The organism is Roseibium sp. M-1 (assembly GCF_054515675.1).
In genome coordinates this window covers 4,760,975-4,781,374 of record NZ_CM137257.1, presented here as the reverse complement: position 1 = coordinate 4,781,374, position 20,400 = coordinate 4,760,975, and the positions used below count along the sequence as shown (strand labels likewise).

The 20,400-nt window shown below is 60.3% G+C and carries 24 protein-coding genes; 11 read left to right on the top strand and 13 right to left on the bottom strand.

Annotation, left to right across the window (positions count from 1 at the left end):
• Positions 1–127 precede the first annotated feature (127 nt).
• The gene (locus tag ACX3M4_RS21765; RefSeq protein WP_459355071.1) at positions 128–2,128 is read right to left on the bottom strand and encodes a methyl-accepting chemotaxis protein; all 2,001 of its coding nucleotides are present in this window, start codon (positions 2,126–2,128) and stop codon (positions 128–130) included.
• Positions 2,129–2,287: 159 nt separating this feature from the next.
• On the opposite strand from ACX3M4_RS21765, the gene ACX3M4_RS21760 reads away from it, so the two are divergent.
• A complete protein-coding gene (locus tag ACX3M4_RS21760; protein ID WP_459355070.1) occupies positions 2,288–3,163 on the top strand; it encodes a DMT family transporter in 876 nt (291 codons plus the stop codon).
• Here the strand turns inward: ACX3M4_RS21760 and ACX3M4_RS21755 are convergent.
• Positions 3,120–4,025 (bottom strand): YihY/virulence factor BrkB family protein, encoded by a 906-nt coding sequence (locus ACX3M4_RS21755; protein WP_459355069.1) that lies wholly within the window; start codon positions 4,023–4,025, stop codon positions 3,120–3,122. The two genes, ACX3M4_RS21760 and ACX3M4_RS21755, sit on opposite strands and share 44 nt — an antisense overlap.
• 196 nt (positions 4,026–4,221) lie before the next feature.
• Between ACX3M4_RS21755 and ACX3M4_RS21750 the strand changes: the two genes are divergently transcribed.
• The gene (locus ACX3M4_RS21750) at positions 4,222–5,910 is read left to right on the top strand and encodes an acyl-CoA dehydrogenase family protein (protein WP_459355068.1); all 1,689 of its coding nucleotides are present in this window, start codon (positions 4,222–4,224) and stop codon (positions 5,908–5,910) included.
• 14 nt (positions 5,911–5,924) lie between these two features.
• On the opposite strand, the gene ACX3M4_RS21745 is transcribed toward ACX3M4_RS21750, so the two are convergent.
• The 3 genes from ACX3M4_RS21745 to ACX3M4_RS21735 all read right to left on the bottom strand — a co-directional run bounded on the left by ACX3M4_RS21745 (position 5,925) and on the right by ACX3M4_RS21735 (position 7,578).
• A complete protein-coding gene (locus ACX3M4_RS21745; RefSeq protein WP_459355067.1) occupies positions 5,925–6,434 on the bottom strand; it encodes an MgtC/SapB family protein in 510 nt (169 codons plus the stop codon).
• 114 nt (positions 6,435–6,548) lie between these two features.
• Positions 6,549–6,977, bottom strand: a complete 429-nt coding sequence (locus ACX3M4_RS21740; RefSeq protein ID WP_459355066.1) for a DUF4399 domain-containing protein — start codon at positions 6,975–6,977, stop codon at positions 6,549–6,551.
• Between the two features lie 142 nt (positions 6,978–7,119).
• On the bottom strand, positions 7,120–7,578 hold the full coding sequence (locus tag ACX3M4_RS21735; protein ID WP_459355065.1) for a hypothetical protein: 459 nt from the start codon (positions 7,576–7,578) through the stop codon (positions 7,120–7,122).
• A gap of 174 nt (positions 7,579–7,752) precedes the next feature.
• Between ACX3M4_RS21735 and ACX3M4_RS21730 the strand changes: the two genes are divergently transcribed.
• From ACX3M4_RS21730 to ACX3M4_RS21710, 5 genes are all read left to right on the top strand, one after another.
• A complete protein-coding gene (locus ACX3M4_RS21730; RefSeq protein WP_459355064.1) occupies positions 7,753–7,920 on the top strand; it encodes a hypothetical protein in 168 nt (55 codons plus the stop codon).
• A 202-nt stretch (positions 7,921–8,122) separates the two neighbouring features.
• Positions 8,123–8,284 (top strand): hypothetical protein, encoded by a 162-nt coding sequence (locus ACX3M4_RS21725; protein WP_459355063.1) that lies wholly within the window; start codon positions 8,123–8,125, stop codon positions 8,282–8,284.
• 3 nt (positions 8,285–8,287) lie between these two features.
• Positions 8,288–8,611 (top strand): hypothetical protein, encoded by a 324-nt coding sequence (locus tag ACX3M4_RS21720; RefSeq protein WP_459355062.1) that lies wholly within the window; start codon positions 8,288–8,290, stop codon positions 8,609–8,611.
• Between the two features lie 45 nt (positions 8,612–8,656).
• A complete protein-coding gene (locus tag ACX3M4_RS21715) occupies positions 8,657–8,905 on the top strand; it encodes a hypothetical protein (RefSeq protein ID WP_459355061.1) in 249 nt (82 codons plus the stop codon).
• Between the two features lie 105 nt (positions 8,906–9,010).
• Positions 9,011–9,385: a YkvA family protein gene (locus tag ACX3M4_RS21710; RefSeq protein ID WP_459355060.1), complete on the top strand. Its 375-nt coding sequence runs from the start codon at positions 9,011–9,013 to the stop codon at positions 9,383–9,385.
• A gap of 70 nt (positions 9,386–9,455) precedes the next feature.
• Here ACX3M4_RS21710 and ACX3M4_RS21705 read toward each other — a convergent pair whose 3' ends face one another.
• The gene (locus ACX3M4_RS21705; RefSeq protein ID WP_459355059.1) at positions 9,456–9,926 is read right to left on the bottom strand and encodes a translation initiation factor IF-3; all 471 of its coding nucleotides are present in this window, start codon (positions 9,924–9,926) and stop codon (positions 9,456–9,458) included.
• A 330-nt stretch (positions 9,927–10,256) separates the two neighbouring features.
• Here ACX3M4_RS21705 and infC point away from each other — a divergent pair, with 330 nt between their 5' ends.
• Positions 10,257–10,796: a translation initiation factor IF-3 gene (infC, locus tag ACX3M4_RS21700; RefSeq protein ID WP_459359482.1), complete on the top strand. Its 540-nt coding sequence runs from the start codon at positions 10,257–10,259 to the stop codon at positions 10,794–10,796.
• A gap of 84 nt (positions 10,797–10,880) precedes the next feature.
• Here infC and ACX3M4_RS21695 read toward each other — a convergent pair whose 3' ends face one another.
• From ACX3M4_RS21695 to ACX3M4_RS21675, 5 genes are all read right to left on the bottom strand, one after another.
• Positions 10,881–11,210, bottom strand: coding sequence for a cupin domain-containing protein (locus tag ACX3M4_RS21695; RefSeq protein ID WP_459355058.1), 330 nt, complete (start codon positions 11,208–11,210; stop codon positions 10,881–10,883).
• A 4-nt stretch (positions 11,211–11,214) separates the two neighbouring features.
• Positions 11,215–11,958 (bottom strand): SDR family NAD(P)-dependent oxidoreductase, encoded by a 744-nt coding sequence (locus ACX3M4_RS21690; protein ID WP_459355057.1) that lies wholly within the window; start codon positions 11,956–11,958, stop codon positions 11,215–11,217.
• Positions 11,959–11,984: 26 nt separating this feature from the next.
• The gene (locus tag ACX3M4_RS21685; protein ID WP_459355056.1) at positions 11,985–13,265 is read right to left on the bottom strand and encodes a TRAP transporter large permease; all 1,281 of its coding nucleotides are present in this window, start codon (positions 13,263–13,265) and stop codon (positions 11,985–11,987) included.
• A complete protein-coding gene (locus tag ACX3M4_RS21680) occupies positions 13,265–13,798 on the bottom strand; it encodes a TRAP transporter small permease (protein ID WP_459355055.1) in 534 nt (177 codons plus the stop codon). Before ACX3M4_RS21680 ends, ACX3M4_RS21685 begins: the two co-directional genes overlap by 1 nt.
• A 67-nt stretch (positions 13,799–13,865) precedes the next feature.
• A complete protein-coding gene (locus ACX3M4_RS21675) occupies positions 13,866–14,858 on the bottom strand; it encodes a TRAP transporter substrate-binding protein (protein WP_459355054.1) in 993 nt (330 codons plus the stop codon).
• A gap of 423 nt (positions 14,859–15,281) precedes the next feature.
• Between ACX3M4_RS21675 and ACX3M4_RS21670 the strand changes: the two genes are divergently transcribed.
• Positions 15,282–15,998: a ribonuclease activity regulator RraA gene (locus ACX3M4_RS21670; RefSeq protein WP_459355053.1), complete on the top strand. Its 717-nt coding sequence runs from the start codon at positions 15,282–15,284 to the stop codon at positions 15,996–15,998.
• A 41-nt stretch (positions 15,999–16,039) separates the two neighbouring features.
• Positions 16,040–16,705 (top strand): FadR/GntR family transcriptional regulator, encoded by a 666-nt coding sequence (locus ACX3M4_RS21665; RefSeq protein ID WP_459355052.1) that lies wholly within the window; start codon positions 16,040–16,042, stop codon positions 16,703–16,705.
• Between the two features lie 109 nt (positions 16,706–16,814).
• Here ACX3M4_RS21665 and ACX3M4_RS21660 read toward each other — a convergent pair whose 3' ends face one another.
• Positions 16,815–17,723, bottom strand: a complete 909-nt coding sequence (locus tag ACX3M4_RS21660; RefSeq protein WP_459355051.1) for a GlxA family transcriptional regulator — start codon at positions 17,721–17,723, stop codon at positions 16,815–16,817.
• A gap of 95 nt (positions 17,724–17,818) precedes the next feature.
• On the opposite strand from ACX3M4_RS21660, the gene ACX3M4_RS21655 reads away from it, so the two are divergent.
• On the top strand, positions 17,819–18,652 hold the full coding sequence (locus ACX3M4_RS21655) for an MBL fold metallo-hydrolase (protein ID WP_459355050.1): 834 nt from the start codon (positions 17,819–17,821) through the stop codon (positions 18,650–18,652).
• Positions 18,653–18,934: 282 nt separating this feature from the next.
• Here ACX3M4_RS21655 and ACX3M4_RS21650 read toward each other — a convergent pair whose 3' ends face one another.
• Positions 18,935–19,942 carry a Gfo/Idh/MocA family protein gene (locus ACX3M4_RS21650; RefSeq protein ID WP_459355049.1) on the bottom strand — a complete coding sequence of 336 codons (1,008 nt, stop codon included), beginning with the start codon at positions 19,940–19,942 and terminating at the stop codon, positions 18,935–18,937.
• Positions 19,943–20,400 lie beyond the last annotated feature (458 nt).

Here is a 20,400-nt window from a genome sequence, read left to right as displayed (position 1 = left end):
AACAGCCTCTCCGGCCTGTGTTTGAACAGCATGGCTAGCACGAAGAAAGGCGGTCCGCCAGAACGGCGAAACGCCGCGTCGGGACCGGCGCGGCGTTTTTCTGATGGATCGGTTGGACCGGTCGGCCTCAGGCGCTGCGCACGCCGCGCAGGAATTCGGCGACTTCCTGCCGGATGAGAGCGCCCTGCTCGCCGAGCGATTCGGCCAGGTGCTCCACCTCGGCGCCGTTCGAGCGGGCAAGTTCCGCCGCGGAGCCAACCGCCTCCATGCGGTTGACGCCTTCCTCGGACCGGGCCGAAGCGCTCGAGACGTTGTGGGAAATCGCCTGCACCGCCTCGTCCTGCTGCTGCACGGCAGAGGCGACGGCAGAGGCAAGGCCTTCCATGTCGGAGATTATGCGGTTGACGTCCTCGATCGCCTGGACAGCCTGACCGGAAGAGCCCTGGATGGCTTCGATCTGGGTGGCGATGTCTTCGGTTGCCTTCGAGGTCTGGTCGGCAAGCTGTTTGACCTCGGCAGCAACGACCGCAAAGCCCTTGCCGGCTTCGCCCGCGCGGGCGGCCTCGATGGTTGCGTTCAGTGCCAGAAGGTTGGTCTGGTTGGCGATATCGCGGATCAGGCCCATGACCTCACCGATACGGTCGGCGGCGCTGGAAAGCTCCTGCATGGTGGCCACCGTCGAGGAGGCGCTCACCACCGCCTGCTGCGCCACTTCGGTCGACTTGTTGGCCTGACCGGCAATCTCTGCGATGGACGCGGCCAGTTCCTCTGCCGAATGGGCGGCCGAAGTCACGTTCTCGGCAGCGGTGCGCACGGCATCGGCCGCCTCGCCGGACTGGTTGGCGACATCGTCAGCGGACTGTTCCATCGACTGGGAGGTCTGGCGCAGTTCGCCATTCGCCCGGTCGAGACTGTCGAGCGCGTCCGAGACAGTGCCTTCGAAACGGCCGATCAGGGCATCGAGACGGGAAACGCGTTCCTCCCGCTGCCGGTTTTCATTGTCCTGGGCGGCCGCAAGTTCGGCCCGCTCCACCGCGTTGTCGCGGAAGACCTGAACTGTGCGGCTCATGGAGGCGAGTTCGGTCTTGCCGGACATTTCCGGCAGGTCGAGATCGGTCTGGCCGCTGGCAAGCGCTTCCATCGCCGACTGCAGACGGGCAAGCGGCTTTGCAACGGACTGGCCGATCAGGATCGCAATGGCGGGCAGCAGCACCAGCAGCACCAGGATCGCCCCGCCAATGGCGTAGGCAGCAATCGAGCGGGCGCTTTCCAGCTGGCCGGCGGCTTCCTGCTGGATGGAATTGGCGGCTTCGTTGAGCTTGGCGATATGCGGAGGAACGAGTTCAAACAGGCTGCCCAGCAGCTCCTTGTGCTCGGCACGCTGGCCTTTCGCGACCTTGTAGCCGTCGAACGTCTCCTTGTACTTGACCATGTTGGCGGTCAGTTCCGCCTTGATCGCGTCAGAGATATAGACCTTCTTTAGAAGCTTTTCGAAGGCCTGGAATTCGGTTTCGAAAACTTCAGCAGCCTCGGGCGTTCCGTTTAGCGTGAATTCCTTTTCGGCCAGCTGCACCGTCAGGATCGCGCGGGCGAGCTTGTCAAAATCCGGTCCGCCACCGAATTTCATCTCTTCCGACAGGCGAAACTTGACAGCCCCGGCATACTCGGCGAGGCCCGACAGATAACCTTGCGTGACGTCATACCCGATCTTCTGCTGGGCCGCATCGAGCATCTCGAACGCGCCTCCAGCGCCTTCAAGCGTGTCTTTCACGTCTGCCACTTCGGCAGAATAGGCAGCCGCTGCGGGATTTGAGGCAACCTTCGCGATGATCTTGTCCGCTTCGGCAAGCTTCGTGCCGAAAGCCTGGAACCGGTCAGCTGAGGGTGCGCTGAGATACTGCTCTTCGATGGAACGCAGCGAGGCGGCCGTTTCGGCAAGAGTTCCGACCTGTTCGGCCAGCATCGAGCTGCTGCTCATGCGGGAAAAGGCCGAGTTCAGTTCGCCCTGGCTCCAGAAGAACACGCCGCCGATCGCCAGAAGGCCGACAATCGTGAACAGGCTCAACGCCAGAATTCTCACTTTGACCGACAAATTGGACAAGATCAGAAAAGGTGATTGAGATCCCATGGCCACCGGCGTATGTCCCTTAACACTGCTCGTTAGCGCCGTAGATTTCGCTAAAAATGCCAATTTACGGTTAACGTATGCGCAATCAGCCTGCCCGTCGCACCCATCAGTATGCCCGACCACTCTTTCCCCTGACCGCTCTTTTCATCGAGGCCACACGTGAACCTTCTTGCCAGAACCGCACCGGCGATCTTCGTCCTGCTGTGGTCGACCGGTTTTGTCGGCTCGAAACTCGGCGCGCCGTATATCGATCCGATGGTGTTCCTGACCGTCCGGTTCGCGGCGGTCCTGCCCGTTCTGGTTCTCCTGGCGCTGATCTGGTCGAAATCCTGGCCGAAGACCCCGGCAGCGATCGGCCATTGCATTTTCACCGGCATGCTGGTGCACGGCATCTATCTTGGCGGTGTCTTCTGGGCGATCAAGCAGGGCATGCCGGCAGGCGCGTCTTCCATCATTGTCGGCCTGCAGCCTGTACTGACCGCGCTGATCGCGGTCGGACTGCTCGGCGAGAGCGTTTCGCGCAAGCACTGGCTGGCGATTGCGATCGGCGGCGCCGGTCTTGCCCTCGTGCTCGGTCCCAAATTCGACATTGCCGGCACCGGCATCACGCCGGCCACCATCGCCATGGTGATTGTTGCGGTCGCCGCCATCAGCCTTGGCACCGTCTACCAGAAGCGCTTTGTGCAACAGACCGACCTGCTGGCGGCGACGGTCTGGCAATATGTCGGTGCGCTGCTGGTCACCGCTCCGCTCAGCCTCCTGGAAAGCTGGCAGATCACATGGTCGGGCGAGTTGATTTTCGCCATGGCCTGGCTCGTGCTGGTGCTGTCCGTCGGCGCGATCCTGCTTTTGATGCTGCTGATCCGCGAAGGCGCAGTCTCTCAGGTCGCGAGTCTCTTCTACCTGGTGCCGGTCGCGACCGCCGTCGAGAGCTACCTTCTCTTCGGCGAGAAACTTTCCCTGGTGCAGATCGTCGGCATGGCGCTGGTGATCAGCGCGGTTCTGACGATCCGTCAGCGATCCCGGCAAAGCTGAGCTGTTCCTGCCGGCGCCGCCAGAAGCGCCGCTGGCGGGAAATCGCGGCATTCAGTTCTCCGCCGAGAATGAAGACCAGCGCGCAGATATAGAGAAAGATCAGCGCGGTCATGATCCCTGCCAGACCGCCATAAGTGGAGACGTAATTGGCAAAGCTCGCCAGATACGCCCCGAAGACGCTGCCGGCAACGATCCACATCACCAGCGTCGCCAGAACCCCGGGCCACAGGTCCCGGAATTTCCGGCGGCCCGCTGGCAGCAGCCAGTGGGTGATGAAAAGACCGATGATCAGCAGGGAACCGGCGAGCGAGAACCGGGCAACGTTGATCGAGAGCAGAAACGCTTCCACCTGCGGCACGTATCGCTTCAGGGTCTCCATCGCGAGCGGCGCTAGGACGACCAGGAAAGTATAGGCCAGCAGGATGGCGGCCCCGACCAGGACAAGCGCCAGGGACTGCAGCCGCAGCAGGAAGATCGAGCGGTGCTCGTGCTGACGGTAGGCCCTGTTCAGGGCCGTGCGCAGCGCTTCGACGCCGTTGGAGGAAAACCAGAGCGCGGCCACGGCACCGAAGGTCAGAAGATCACCGCGGCGGACGGTCAGGACATTCTGAACCTCGCGCACCACCGGCGAGGCGACGCTTTCCGGCCAGGAATCGAACAAGAGATCCGACACCGTGTCCGCAGCTCCGGTCATGCCGAAAAAAGCCGCCAGCGAGGCAATGAAGATCAGGAGGGGAAACACTGCCAGAAGGCCCGAGAGAGCGACATGGCTGGCCATGGCGAAACCGTCGTCGCGAGCGAAGTGACCGATGGCATCCTTGAGGACGGCATAGACCACGAGAACTGTCTGTCGGGCACTCATGGCTTTTGATGTGGCCTTTGCCAATGCGTCCCGTCAAGTCCGCAAGGTATGGAAAACTGGCTGCAGCAGCGCTCAAGTTGCAAAAACCGCATTCTCCAAAAGGTCTATAAATTCCGGCTCGACAAATGCATGTGTGCGACGCAACATAGCTTCAACAAGAAGCGCTGCCGCGCAACAAATGAAAACGGAGATCGCCATGTCCCCCGCAGCCCTTTCGGCGGCCCAAACGCCGGAAAGCCTTCCCGAGCGCACGGAAGCCGCTGTCCTCACTCTCGACCGCCTGCTCGATCTTGCGGCGCAGCGCGTGCGAGCACTGGTGAGCGTGGACGGTCGAATTTCTTCCGCCCGGATGGACGCGGAGCAACGGGCGACCCACGGCCTTGCCTGGTTCGCGACTTACGTGGAGTCCCTGCGCCAGCTAGACGCCTATGCGCGGCGTCTGACCTCGGAAGGACGCTACGGCACGCTGGAGGACCGGATCGTCCAGCTCGGCTTTGCCGAATACCTTGCGCAGATCTTCGGTGGCATTCCGATGAACCAGGGTGAGATCGTCCGTCTGCCTGATCTCGGCATCTCCTTCGAGGAAGCAAAGGGATTTCACACCCCGGAAATCGCCGCCCTGATCGAAGCCGGCAGCGCCCCGGAAGTCCGGGCGGAAATCACCCGCCTGATCCGGGACCAGGCAGGCCACTCCACCTTCGGCGATCCGGGCCTCGACGAGACCATGGAGCAGATCCGCAACGAGATGCGGCGCTTTGCGGAAGACACCGTCGTGCCGAATGCCCATGAGTGGCACCTGAAGAACGAATATATCCCGCTCGATGTGATTTCGCAGATGTCCGAACTCGGCGTCTTCGGCCTGACGATCCCGGAGGAATACGGCGGACTCGGCCTCGGCAAGGAGGCCATGTGCGTCGTCTCCGAAGAGCTGTCGCGGGCCTATATCGGCGTCGGCTCTCTCGGCACACGCTCGGAAATCGCCGCCGAACTGATCCTGTGCGGTGGCACGGAAGAGCAGAAGCAGCACTGGCTGCCAAAGATCGCCTCCGGCGAGATCCTGCCGACCGCCGTCTTCACCGAGCCCAACACCGGCTCGGATCTCGCATCGCTGAAGACCCGCGCCGTCAAGAACGGGGATGTGTGGAAAGTGTCCGGCAACAAGACCTGGATCACCCATCCGGTGCGCGCCGACATCATGACGCTGCTGGCCCGTACCAATCCGGACGAGCCCGGTTACAAGGGCCTTTCCATGTTCATTGCGGAAAAGCCGCGCGGTACGGATGCCGATCCGTTCCCGGCGGAAGGCATGAGCGGCGGCGAGATCGAGGTGCTCGGCTACCGGGGCATGAAGGAATACGAGATCGCCTTCGACGGGTTCGAGGTCAAGGAAGAGAACCTCCTCGGACAGGTCGAGGGCGAAGGCTTCAAGCAGCTGATGCAGACCTTCGAGGGCGCGCGCATCCAGACGGCCGCCCGCGCGCTCGGAGTCGCCCAGTCGGCGCTCGATCTCGGTCTGCGTTATGCCGAGGAACGCATCCAGTTCGGCAAGTCGCTGATTCACTTCCCGCGCGTTGCCGACAAACTGGCGATGATGACGGCCGAACTGATGATTGCCCGCCAGCTGACCTATCATTCGTCCTGGCAGAAGGACAGTGGCAAGCGCTGCGATCTGGAAGCCGGCATGGCGAAACTGCTCGGTGCGCGCGTCGCCTGGGCGACCGCCGACAATGCGCTGCAGATCCACGGCGGCAACGGCTTTGCGCTGGAATATGCCATTTCCCGCGTGCTGTGCGACGCGCGCATCCTCAACATCTTCGAGGGCGCGGCGGAAATCCAGGCGCAGGTGATTGCCCGCCGGCTTCTGGAAACGTGTGGAAATGCCTGAAATTCAGGCAAACTTCATTCGTCCGGGGTTGATTGATCGGTTCCCGGACGAATAGCCCAGCGCTCCAGTTTGCCGATCAGTGCCAGCACGAAAACCACCATCACCGCCGCAAGAGCGGCAAGACCGATCTGGCCGACACCACAGGCCATGCCGATGGCCCCTGCCAACCACATGGACGCGCCGGTGGTCACGTTCCGGACCGAACCGTTGCGGGAAAAGATCAGGCCGGCGGACAGGAACGCAACACCGGCGGTTACAGCCTCCACCAGCCTCAGTGGATCAATATTGATATTGCTGGCCCCCTCGAAGGAAAGTTCGCCAAGTGACTGGCTGATGAGGAGAAAAAGGCAGGACGCGAGAGCGATCAGCATATGGGTCCTCAGACCGGCATCCTTGCCGCGGCCTTCGCGCTCAAATCCGATTATGCCGCCAAGAAGCAGGGCGGCGAACATGCGTATCATGAGGATGTCGACGGGAAGCGCCGTAAAGCTGACATCTAGTTCGGCAAATATCCGATCCGTCATATGCGCTCCCTCGTTGCGGATAGTGTCTCCCTGAAGAAAACAGCGCAACGAGGTATTCGTTCCGAAAACGACCGAACCCGCGGCAGTCGCGGGCCCGGTCACCCGGACCCGGCGTTATTCCACCGTAATCGTGATCCTCTCCGACATCACCGGCGGATTGTGCGGGATGTGGCTCCAGTCGCCCAGCACAAGTTGCAGTGTGTGCGTGCCGGCGGGCAGCTCGATCGTTGTCTCGGTCTGTCCACCGCCGAAATGCTTGTGATTGTCATCCGAAATGATCGGCTCGTTCAATGCGTCGCCCTCAAGCGTGGCATCGATGAGGAGGTGATGATGCCCGGTGTGCTCCTTCTCGGTGCCCGCCGGGGCAACGCCCATGCCGGCAAGGCCGAACTGCACCGTCACCGGGCTCTTCACCGTGTCCCCGTCCTTCAGGTTGATGAAATAAACCTTGGCACCTTCGGGCGCCGGCGTTTCGCCGGCAAAAGCAAAGGACGTGCTGAGTGCGATGCCGATTGCTGCAAGGCCGGTTGCAAGTTTCTTCATGAAATCCTCCCTTGTCGAATGCGATGCTTGTTGAATGCCCCCGACAGCCCTTTGTCATGTAGGGCTGCTGCCACCTGCAATAAAGGCTTTGAGCGGCTCGGCGACGAACCGGCTTGTTTTCCGGCTTCGTGTCGCCCCCTGATCAGGAACGGATCTTCGATTGAAGGGTTTCCATCAGGTGAACCTGCCACAGCGTGACCTCCGGCGTGGTGAAGGCAATAAGCGGAATGACCAGCAGCAGCATAAGCAGGGCGCATTGGAACAGGCTGGCGAGATCCGCAGCCACATGTTCCAGGTTGGCGCGCCGGTAAAGAACATCCACAAACGCCAGAAAGGCGGTCTGGGCCGCAATGCCGCCCACCGCGTTGGAAAAGGCCAGAGACGGGCGGACGTCCAGCGACGCTGTCACGGACACGACCGTTCCGGAAAGGGACGTCGCCGCCCCGAGCAGCACGCCGCCGACCAGGGCTTCGCCAAGGCCTGTCCGGTCGGCGATCCTGTCGGCCTGACCGGTCAGCCGTATGCCGCAAATGAGAATGACGCCTCCAGCCCCCGCGAACAACGCAAGCAGTACCCAAAGCGGCTGGTCGCCAAATCCCATATCAAAATCGTCCCCTCGGCAACCGTGAGCCGGAACCGTCAATGCGGCTTTCCGTTCACGGCAAACGGCTGCAAGCCGTCGAGGTTCCTCAATGGGAACGATCGCTTCAGTCATACGTTTACTTACCGAACGCGGCCAGAAGGCTGCAGTCAGGCAAACCGCGAGGCTGAGACGATGATGATTTATCACGGCTTTCACGACGATGCGGCTCGGCAACACGCCAGGCTGCGCGAGCGGATCTGGGACAAGGAGGCCTCCAGCTGGAAGCAACTGGCGCTGGGATTCGGTCTCAGCGGCATCCTTCTGTCGATGCTTGCGCTGGTCTTTCTCCTCACCTACTGATCCGGCCGCCTGATCCGGGTGCGATGATGCGCCGAAAAGCGCTGGCGCGCGTCGATCCCGCTCGGTCCGCCTTCAGTCCAATGAGGCCTAATGACGCCAGGGCGTCCACGGCTTTCGGCAGCCGGAGCGTCCCGACTTCCGGGCTTGTCCTGAAAGGGCAGCGCCCGGAAAACCTTCCCCGAACACACTTGCGAGGTGAAAGATGACCGTTCACGGCTCTCCCGAAAATCAGGAAAAGCAGATAGTCCTTGAGGAGACGAGCGCCAAGCAGGGGCTTGAACTCAATGAAATTCGCTACGTGCTGGCAATCGGCACCGCAGGCGCTGCCATCGCACTCGGCGTCGTCGGCATCTGGCTGATCTGAAGCGTGTCGCGTTCATTTGAATTCACGGGACCCGCTTTAACTCTTTTTGACGCACCTGACGCGCCGCCGATTACGGCACCTCACTGGGTGGTGTTGCAGGCGGCCAAGCTGGTCAGCAGAACAGCAACAAGCATGAACTTCCACATGCCGAAGTCATTCCAATTGTGCTGGAACCAAACGCAAAGCGAAGGATTCATTCCGCGGCCATTTGCGCTCTTCTCGCCAACCGCCGACGAAAAAGGAACCATGTACGTGCTCTGGCACCCCCGTGCAGCAACGGAACTTCCCGCTCGCGAAAGCGTTTCTCTTCAGAAGGCCGGCCGGTGATTTGGCGACTGGAAACTCCGGCGGCGAACCTCAGGAGGACAAGCCATGAGTGACAGGATGACGGATCAAATTGCGCGCATTCTCAAGGATGACAGCCGCAGCAAGGACGACCGGATTTTGGAACTTCTGAAACTGCGTGACGACGCCCGCGCCCTGGAGCGGGCGGCGACCGAGAGCCCGATGGGGACAGAGACCTCGAAGGATTCGGGCCTCAGGGAGGTCGACCGGGCACTGGAGCGCCTCGGCCACGGCAAGTTGACGGAAGCCGACGAGAAAAGCGCGGCAACGCTCTGAACAGCGTACGGCACGGCGGGCCGCTTGGCCCGAAACGGGCAATATGTTGAACCGGTTCGCCTGCGCGCCTATCTTTAGGGAATGAAATCCAGAGCGGGCGGAGCGATGACCACAACATTCGAAGACCTCGGTTTCGATCCCGAAATCCTCGGGCCCGAAGAAGAGCAGAAGAGAACCATCCGGCAGAAGCTGATGACGACCGCCCGCAAGGCGGCACGGCAGGTTCCGTTCGTGGAAGATGTCATTGCCGGCTATTTCTGCGCCCTGGACCCCGCGACCCCGACCAAGGTACGTGCCACGTTGCTTGCGGCGCTTGCCTACTTTGTGCTGCCGATCGATGCCATTCCTGATTTCATCCTCGGTGTCGGCTTCGGAGACGACGCCACGGTGCTGATGGCGGCGCTTGCCATGATCCGCAGCCACATGCGCGAGGATCACTATCAGGCCGCGCGCGAAAGCCTGAAGGACGGGGAACTCTAACGCCTTACCGCCGGCCTCCTCGCCGGCTCTGCCCTATGGCCCTGACCGAAGGCACTCTATTCAGGCGCCTTCATTCAGGCGCCTTCGGCTCCGGACTTTTTGGCGCTGCCTTTGCATGCCAGCAGCCGGACGTCCTTCCCGCCACCAGCCAGTAGACCGCACCGGCCAGGAACCCTGCCGCCAGCGCAACGGCGCTGCCCGGCCGCAGCCCCTCCACTGTCCCGCGCGCGGCCACTGGCTCGCCGAGCGACCAGACCAGAAACGCCACAGCCCCGGCAGCGGCAACATGGAAGATCAATCCGCGCAGGCGCACGGCTTCGGCAATCGCAATCAAAACGGCAGCCGGGACCAGCGCGGTCGCGCCAACGACGCTCGCACCGACAAGGCCGGTGCCCACCATGGCGGCGAAGGCGACCGGATCCTCATTGGGATGACCGGCACGGAAAAAGCCCCAGGCAAGGAAGACGCCGCAGGCTATGACGGCAAGAATGAAGCCGAAACAGATTTTCAGGAGCTGAACCAAAAGCTTTCCGCCGTCCAATCCGATGTCCTCCTTGATCCGGGCCGCTTGCCCCCTTACCTGAGCGATGACGCCCCGGATTGCAAGCCGGGACATCCGCATTGCAATCAGGGCCTGAAACCGGCCAACCCCGGTTAACGTATCCGACGCACCCCGTTTGGCCGGCCTTTTCTGCGCCGGCAGCCCGAAAAACACTGTTTTCGGTTGACTTTTTGCCGGTTTCGCAGGAGCTTGTGCATTGGCGTCAGGCCAAGCACATAGAGTCGCCTTGGACAGAAATTCCGAGGCTATTTGTGTAGGGACCGAGCCAATCCCTGACGCCACGTTGAAACAATATAGGAGATCGCGACCATTCGCCGTCCTTTCCGCGCCCCGCCTCCCACGAAGGAAGGTCCGCGCACAAACCACGAAATTCGCGTCCGCGAAGTCCAGTTGATTGATCATGAAGGCGCCAACCGCGGCGTCGTACTGACGGAAGAGGCGATGGACATCGCCATGGAGGCAGGCCTGGATCTTGTAGAAATCCAGCCGAATGCCAATCCGCCTGTCTGCAAGATCCTGGATTACGGCCGGTACAAGTACCAGGCGCAGAAGAAAGCCGCAGAAACCCGCAAGAAGCAGAAGACCGTCGAGATCAAGGAGATCAAGATGCGTCCGAACATCGACACGCACGACTATGACGTGAAGATGAGGAGCATGCTGCGGTTCTTCGGCGAAGGCGACAAGGTGAAGGTCACGCTCCGTTTCCGGGGCCGCGAAATGGCGCACCAGGACCTGGGCATGAACCTGCTCAACAAGGTCCGCGAAGAAACCAACGAAATCGCCAAGGTGGAATCGGCTCCGAAGCTCGAAGGCCGCCAGATGGTGATGGTTCTGGCTCCGATCAAGTAATCGGACCGACCTCAGACTTTTCCGGAAAACCCCGCTTCGGCGGGGTTTTTTGGTTTTGACGTTTAGATCCTCCTGAGGCGGACCTTACAGGAAATCCTCTCGCCGCGGCGTGAAGCAGTCGATCAGCCGTCCGGGCTCCAGGCAAACGCATCCATGCGTAAGACCGGAAGAGATGACGAAACTGTCGCCAGCGGCAACTTCTCGCGCTTCGTCGCCGAGGAAAAACCGGAACCGTCCGCTCTCGACAAATGTCGACTGGACATGGGGATGGCTGTGAAGCGCTCCCTCGGCGCCGGCCTTTTCGAAACTGAAGGCGACAACCATCAGGTCGGGATGATCAGCCAGCACCTGCCGGGTGACGTTTTCGCCCGTCTTTACCACTGCAAACTCGCTCACGGTTTCACTCCGGTTCATTCATCTAGCTGAAATACAGTCCGCCATTGATGTCGACATTGGCGCCCGTGATGAAGGCAGCCTCGTCCGAGGCCAGGAAGGCAACCAGATCGGCAATGTCCTCAGGCGTGCCCTGGCGTTTCAATGGCGTTGCCGCTTCGACGTTCCTGCGCACTTCAGGCTTGGTGAAGGTGTTGTGAAAGTCGGTGTCGATCATGCCCGGGCACAGCGCATTCACACGGACAGACGGGCCGAGTTCCTTTGCAAGTCCCCGGGTCAGCGTCATGATCGCCCCCTTTGACGTCGCATAGGCGACAGCGCCGCCTCCGCCCCCGTCCCGTCCCGCCTGGCTGGCGATGTTGACGATAGCGCCTGAAGTGAAGTGCGGCAGGCAGGCCTTGATCATCAGGAATGTGCTCGTGAGGTTGAGGTCCATGACTGCATGCCAATGTGCGAGCGACATGTCCGCAATCGTTTTTCTTGCAATCAGGCCGCCGGCGTTGTTGACGAGGATGTCGATGCCGCCAAACTCATCCAGTGTTTTTGCTGCCAGGCGATGTGCATCAGATTCGGAGTTGAGGTCGCCGTGCTGGGCAATCGCCTTGCCGCCCGCTGACTGGATCGCCTCGACAGTCTCGTCCGCCCCAGTGCTGCTGGAGAAGTAGTTGATCGCGACATTCGCTCCCGCAGCCGCGAGCCTGATGGCGCATGCGCGGCCAATATCCCGTCCGCCACCGGTGACGATGGCTGTTTTTCCTTTGAGATTCATGAGTTTTCCTTCGTATGCGGTCGCGGTCACTGAAACAGCGAGGGCAGGTACAGGGAGAAAGCCGGCACATAGGTGACGAACATCAGCGCCACTAAGAGAGCCACGTAGAACGGCCAGATCGACTTCAGGGCTTGTTCGATCGGGATCTTGCCGACTGCGCATCCGACAAAGAGGCAGGTGCCGACCGGTGGCGTACACAGCCCGAGCCCGAGATTGACCAGCATCATGATGCCGAACTGCACCGGATCCATTCCAAGGTCCCTGGCAATGGGGAGGAATATCGGTGTGCAGATCAGGATAAGCGCCGCCATGTCCATGATCATCCCGAGAAGCAGCAGCATGACATTGATCATCAGGAGAATGACTATCTTCTCCTGGGAGATGCCTAGCAGCAGATCGCTGAGTTTTTCCGGAACCTGATACAGCGCCAGCAGATAGGCGAACGAGCTGGCGAACCCGATCAGGATCATCACCATCGCGGTGGTGCGCATGGCACTTGTCACGGCGATGACGAATTTGTCCCAGTCGAGTGTCCGGTAGACGATGGCAGTCAGGGCCAGCGCATAGATCGCGCCGAAAGCACCCGACTCCGTGACCGTGAAGATGCCGGACAGAACACCGCCGACGATGATCACCGCAGTGACGAGGCCGGGAATGGCGCTGACGGCGGTCTGTGCAACGATCCGCCAACCGGGGAAAGGTTCAGAGCCGTAATTATGTTTCAGAGCAACCAGATAGGCAGCTACAGCCAGGCAAACACACATGAGAATGCCCGGGATCACGCCTGCGAGGAAGAGTTTCGACACCGAGATCCCGCCACCGGCGGCAACCACGAAGATGATCATGTTGTGGCTTGGCGGGATGACGATGCCGGCAACCGACGACGTGACGGTGACATTGACCGCATAGTCCGCCCGGTAGCCCTTTTCCTTCATCACCGGGATAAGCAGCGACCCAAGGGCCGAAATATCTGCGATCGCTGATCCGGAAATGCCGCCAAAAAGCATGCTGGAGAAGATGTTCACGGAGGCGAGCCCGCCCCGGACATGACCGACCAGCGACGAGGCGAAGCGGACAAGACGAACGGCGATGCCGCCATGCAGCATCAACTCGCCTGCAAACACAAAGAACGGAATGGCGAGCAGCGAGAATGACGCAACTCCGGAAATGGCTCTTTGAAAGGTCATCAGAAGCGGGAAGCCTTCGTAGAGGAAGGCAGCCGCCGCGGAGATACCCATTGCAAACGCCACCGGCACACCCAGCACCACGCTGAGACCGAAGACCCCGAGCAGGATTGCGAGACCCATTATGTTGTTACCTTTTCAGTGCTGTAGATCTCACCGCGCAGCAGGGACTTGAGCCGCAGCAGGACGCGGGCGCCCGCGAAGAGCAGCATCAGCAGACCGCAAGCGACCGCGGAGGCCGTGCGCACGCTTTCAGGCAGGTTGAGCATTGGAAGACGTGTCGTCCATCCGAACCGGAACAGCTCAAGACAGGCCGTCAGCATCACGCCTCCGAAAGTCGCGAGACAAAGGTCGGTGAGGAGAAGCAACCACTCGCGCGCCTTTGCGGGCAACGCATCGCGCAGGAACGTCACCCCAAGGTGCGACTGCTCCTGAATGCCGACGGCAGCACCCAGGAAGGTGATGTAGCAGATAAGCAGAAGGGCAAGTTGTTCGACCCAGGTTGGTGTCTGGTTGAGAACATACCGGCCGAACACCAGCCAGCCGAACGTTGCCACAAGGACCACCAGGGCTACGGAGGCCAGAAACACGCAAAGGCGCTTCAACAGTACCAGCGACGTTTCCAGCCGGTCCCAGAAAATCTCGGAATGCAGCATGAGCCTATCTCTGTGAGGATGTGGACCGTGCCGGAGGAGAGAGAAATGGCACGGTCCACGCGGGCTGTTACTGGGCGTTCTTGAACAGTTCGACCAGATCAGCAAGCTCGGGGTTCTGGGTCAGGAACATGTCGTAGACCGGAGCCATGGCGGCCTGGAACGCGGCCTTTTCCTCGATCTTGTTCACGGCAACGCCGCCTTCCTCGACCTTGGCCATGCTGGCGGCTTCCCGCTCCTGCCAGAGCTTGCGCTGCAGGTCGGTGCTGTTCTTGCCGGCCGTGCGGACGATTTCCTGCTGCTCGGGCGTCAGGGCATCGAAGCTCTTCTTGCTCATGCAAAGGCATTCCGGAATGATCAGGTGTTCCGTAAGCGAATAGTATTTCGCAACCTCAAAATGATTGGTCGATTCATAAGACGGCGGATTGTTTTCCGCTCCGTCCACGACGCCGGTCTTGATGGCCTGGTAGACCTCGGCGAAAGCCATCGGTGTTGCGTTGCCGCCAAGCGAGTCCACCATGCCGACGAAGAGGTCATTGTTCATGACGCGGATTTTCATGCCGGTCAGGTCATCGGGTTCACCGATCGGCTTGACCGAGGTGTAGAAAGACCGCGCACCGGCATCGTAATAGCCAAGTGCGACAAGACCCTTTGCTTCAAGCCCCTTGCTGAGCGCGGCTCCTGGTGCCCCGTCCATAATCGCGTACATATCCGGCACGCTTTTGAAGATGAAAGGCAGGGAAACGACGTTTGCCTCCGGCACCACCTGGCCCATCGGGCCGAGGCTGAAGACGCCGAAATCGATGACACCCAGACGGGTCTGCTCGATCGCGTCAGGCTGCGAGCCCAGCACGCCGCCGTGAAAGACCTTGCCGGTGATTTCGCCGTTTGTCTTTTCACTGACCTCCTTCACGAAGGCCTCCATTCCGTGAGACACGGGATAGTCGTCGACATGGATATTCCAGCCGCGCAATTCACGCGCCTCGGCAGACGTCCACATCGCCGACGCAATGACAACGGTAGCAAGTGTGGTGCCAAATTTCAGTGATTTCAAACCGGTCATGAGTTCCTCCCTGATTGACCGGCTTGACGATACGTATTTTACAAATTTTTACAAGTTGAAATTTTAAAAAAAAATTTTCTCGCCATTTTCATTTAACTGCCTGTTTTTATATGGTTTTTTCAGGAAGCCGCTCCGTTTCCGTCTTGAATGACTTGTCTAAAATTAAGATTTCAATCGATTTATTCTGCCCGGATTTTCGAAAAATGGAACCTGTCATCAGCAACGGGACAGATAACTGTCAACACGATCGCCAGTCGCGGGATATCTGCGAAAACCTTGGAAAATTGGCCTGTTCTGACAGGCAGAGGCTCCGGACTCGAGGACATCGGTCATTTACAAATAATTGACAAATTCTCCCTCTGAAGGTAGTCGTTCAGGGCGATCCTTCTGACCTGCCCGATCCTAAAGCTGCCGGAGCATTCAATGTCTGACCTCAATCCAAGCACCTTTGACAAGCTGATGAACGTAAGCTCCGCAACGCTCACGACCGTGATGTTCAAGCGAGGCTTGAAGAACATTTTCCTGCAGGGCGTAAACCGGCTTCGTCCCGGACCGAACATGGTTGGGCCGGCCGTTACGCTGAGATACATTCCCGCCCGCGAAGACCTGGACCATCTGGCTTCATTTGCAGATCGCGACAATGCACAGCGCAAAGGCGTTGAGGAATGTCCGGCCGGCGCGGTGTTCATCATCGACTCGCGCCAGGATGCATCCGCGGCATCAGCCGGATGCATCCTCGCGACACGTCTGCAGGCCCGCGGCTGCCGGGGCATTGTCACCGATGGCGGCTTCCGGGACACGCCCGATATCGCGAAGCTCGAAATGCCCGCGTATCACACCCGTCCGAGTGCACCGACCAACCTGACAAAGCATCATGCGGTTGCGGTGAATGACCCCATCGCCTGTGGCGGTGTTTCTGTTTTTCCCGGCGATATTCTTGTCGGCGACAACGAAGGCGTTGTGTGCATTCCGCGTCACCTGGCAGACGAAGTTGCCTGTGAGGCCTCGGAGATGACCGTCTTCGAAGACTTCGTGCTAGACATGGTCCGGCAGGGTGCTTCGACGTTCGGACTTTATCCGCCGACAGACCCTTCAACAAAGGACAGGTTCGACGCGTGGTGTCTGGAAAGAGGCAAATAGTGAAGACGGCGGCAAATGATGGATACATGCGTGACCGGACATTGTCGGACCGGGCCTATGAGAACATCCTTGCGAAAATCATGGATGGCGACATCCCGGTGGGCGGCAAGCTGCCGACAGAACAGGTTCTGTGCAGTGAATTTGGCATTTCGAGGCCGGTGCTGCGCCAGGCGCTGAAGCAATTGCGGGAAGACGATGTAATTGTTTCACGGCAGGGTTCAGGTTCGTTCGTCAAGAGGCGTCCAGAAGGGGCCGTACGGGATTTTGCGCCGGTCGGCTCTATTGCCGACATTCAAAGAACGTTCGAGTTTCGAGCCGCGATTGAGGGCGAGGCTGCCTTTTTCGCCGCGCAACGTCGCACCGATGCCGATCTTGCCGAGATGCTGGGCACACTGGAAGAGCTCGATCGCTGCATCCGGGAAGGCGAACTGGGCGTTGCCGCTGACGAAGCCTTTCACGTCGCGATCTGTAACGCCGCCGACAACAAGTATTTTGCGGCGGCGCGGTCTTCCATGAAGTCCAATATTCTCACCGGCATGAACCTCACGCGCAACCTGTCGCTTACAAAGCCGCAGACACGGATGAAACTCGTGCAGGCCGAGCATTACGATATCTTTGCAGCGATCAAGAAATCCGATCCTGAGACGGCGCGCCAGGCAATGCGGAGCCATGTTGAAAATGCCCGCAAGCGCATATTTGAAGGCTAACTCAACGCGCGCCGGAGTTTCGTGAAAACCGGTTATGTCCCGGTTCCTGCCTGCAATCGCTTTTGCCTGCTACTCCGCCTCGACCAGCTGACTTTGCGGTTCCATCAATTCAGTTGCGCTGGCGATACCGGTCGCGGAAAGCCCCAGGCGCGAGGCCCGACAACCGGGTGAACAGCCGCGCGAAGGACGGCGGATCGCTGTAGCCGACGGCGTAACAGAGCGTTGAAACGGGCATGTCCGACTCAATGAGGAGATTGCGCGCCCGCTCGATCCTCAGTTCCTGCAGATAGGTCTTCGGCGCCAATCCTGTGGCGGTCTTGAAACGGCGCAGGAAGGTACGACCCGGGAGACCGCCGGCTTCCGCCATCTCCTCGACCGTGACCGGACCGGCCAGACGCTTCTCCAGAAAGTGCTGCGCCTTCAGGATGGCGCCGTCGCCATGACGCAGGTCCGGCAGGAAGCGGCGGAAGCGGCGCTGGTCGTGTCGGCGGAACTCGACGATGAAATGGCGCGCGGTTTCGGCGGCAACCCGGTATCCCAGAAACCGCTCGATGAGGGCCAGCGCCAGATCCACCCAGGCCATCAGCCCGCCCGCGGTGATGAGGTCGGTGTATTCGATCAGGAGCCTGTCCGTGTCGAGCACGATCTCCGGATGCGCGCTTTTGAACCGGCCTTCCAGCCCCCAGTGCGTGGTCACCTTTCGCCCGCCGGCAAGCCCGGCGGCTGCAACGAAGAAGAGGCCGGTGCAAGCAGAACAGACAACCGAACCCGCCTCATGTTGCTTGCGCAGGAAATCCGGCAGGGAGGGTATGTCCTCCGCACGCACCGCACCGGCTGAAGGTGGCAGGATGACGGCGTCGTGCCGCCCTGTCCCGTCCTCGAAGGTCTGCAGCACCTTCACGATCAGCCTGCCGCCGCTGATCTGCGCGGCATGGGCAAGGACGTCCTGCAGCCCGAAAACCGCGGATTGAAGCGCGCAGGGGTAGGCGAGGATCGCGATGGATATCGGCTGTGTCATTTGGCTGATTTAACACAAAACTTGTCATTTACGCCACTCGAGCGATCTTGTCTTCAAAGCTAGGGTGCGGGCATTCAGTCTTGAAGGAGTTTCTGATGCTTGACCGCACTACCCACCCCACCCGGTCTCTCGGAGACCTGACGATCACCGCCCTCTCGGATGGATATCTGGACATCCCGGCCGCCTATTTTTCGAACCTTTCCTCGGCCGAGCTGGAAAAGGTGACACCGGCCGCCCGCTTCGGTGCCAACACCTGGCTGATCGAAACCGGATCGAGAAAGGTCCTCGTCGACGCCGGGTCAGGCACCTGGCTGCGGGAGCGGTTTCCGGCCAGCGGCACCCTTGACTGGCAGGATGAGGCAAAGGCCGCAGACCGCGCCGCCGTCACGGATATCATCGTCACGCATATGCATGCCGATCATATCGGCGGCCTGTCGCATGCCGGCGAAAGCCTCTTCCCGAATGCCGAGATCCATTTTCAGGCAACAGAATGGAATTTCTGGACCGATGCAGGCCTGCCGGATGCAGTACCGGAAGACAAGCGGCCGCTGATCCGGCTGATCCAGTCGCTGGCGAAGCCCGTTGCCGATCAGATACGGCTGTACGAGGGCGAGACGGATCTCGGCAGCGGCATCACCCTGCTGCCGGCGCCCGGACACACGCCGGGCCACCAGGTGGTTCATCTGGGATCCGGGAAAGGCGAGCTTCTTCTGATCGCCGACGCCATTGTTTGCGGGGAACTGCAATTCGCCAATCCCGGCGTCACCTATGCGCTCGACAGCGATCCGGGTCTCGCCGTGCAGACGCGCCGCCAGCTGTTCGAGAGGATTTCGGCAGATCGTGTTCCCTTCGCTGTGACGCATCTCCAGAACAGCGGCTTCGGCGTTCTGGATCGGCAGGGAGACGGGTTCGGGTTTTCTCAGCTGTAAGTGCCAGGGTTGGTTCGGCACCACGGCGAGAGGCATTGCCAGATCGCCAGAAAACCCGGAATTGGAACAGGCCTTAAGACCGGAAACAAATCCACCGCCGTCATCCCGGCCAAGCGGAGCGCGAGCCGGGACCGGGGAAGCACGAGAGCCGAAATATGAGAGCGTCGTGGCTCGCCGGTCCCGGATCTTCGCTCCGCTGCGTCCGGGATGACGACCTGAAAGTTTTCTAAAAACAGAAGGTCCCGGCTCGAGACCGGGACCCGCATTGGTGCACACTCAGGATCAGGCGAGGTTCACCCAGCCGTCCTTTTCCGCTGAGGCAAAGATCGCATCGAGAATCTTCATGTTCTGGACCGCGTCCGCCGCGCCATAGGGCAGCGGTGCCTCGCCGGAAATCGCCCGGCCGAAAACATCGGCCAGTTCCGCATACTGGTCAGATGGCGCGATGATCTGCGACTGCATCGAGGCGTCGCCCAGAAGCGAGCCATCGTCGAGGCGGATCTGCACTGCGTCGCCCTGGGGCGCGTTGAAGGGGATGACGATCTCCAGCCGCTTCTTCGTGCCGACGAGCTGAATGCGCTGATAGGGCGTCAGCTGGGTGGAGACAGTGAAGGTCAGGTGCCGGTTGTTGCCGAAATCGAGCAATGCGCTGGTCATGCGATCGGTGCCGAAATCCGGGTCCCGGTCGATCAGGGAGACGACGCGCTGCGGTTCGGCATCGAAGAAATAGCGGCCCGCGAGCATGGTGTAGCAGCCGATGTCGAGCAGGGCACCGCCGCCGATATCGGCCTTGTTGCGGATATTGCCGGGGTCGGCATTGAAATAGCTGAAAAAGGTCTGGATCGCCTTGAGCTCGCCCAGCTCGCCGGACCGCACGATGTCCCGGGCGCGGATCCACTGCGGGTGCGCCCGCACCATGAAGCCTTCGGCGACGAGCTTGTCCTTGGGCAGATCGAGAAGCTGTTTCGCCTCTTCCGCATTGAGACCTACCGGCTTTTCACACAGCACATGCTTGCCCGCCTGAACGGCCTGGATCGTCACCGGCACATGCATGTGGTTGGGCAGCGGATTATAGATCGCGTCGATGTCCGGATCGGCGAGCAGCTCCTCATAGGAGCCGTAGGCCTTCCCGATGCCGAGCTTGCCGGCCGCTTCCTGCGCCCGTTCCAGCCCGCGCGAGGCAATCGCATGGGCAATCCCGGTCTTCGAGCGCTGGATGCCCGGAATGACCTTTTCCAACCCGATCCTTGCGGTCGAAACGATCCCCCACCTGATAGTCTTTCCGCTCATACCGGCATCCTTTTCAAAAATCTGAGGCACGCCCATCAGATGACATAAAACGATTTAGGTCCGCAAGGGTGGAATGCCGGAGCCGAAGACAGGTTGGCATCTCACGTTCTGGCAATAAGCGCTCTGAACAAGCCAGATTCAATTAGTGAAGGCTTCATGGGATGCTTTGCCCGAATTGCTTCCAGGGTCATCCCGGGCGACCAAAGGGAGACCCGGGACCCACTCATTTCCAGAGCGCTAGTGGTTCGATTCTGACATTTGCATCCCCCTGCTGCTAGCGCTGGAGCAAATGTCACAATCATAAGAACCACTAGATAAATATATGATTCTAGTGGAGCTTTTGAATTTGATATTTGAGCATCAGCCTAGCCGCGAGCGGGACTCAAATGTCAAATTCGCTCCACTAGTTTGTCAGCAGCCGGTCGAGTAAATGCAGGATCTTCAGCAAGTTGTCTTGC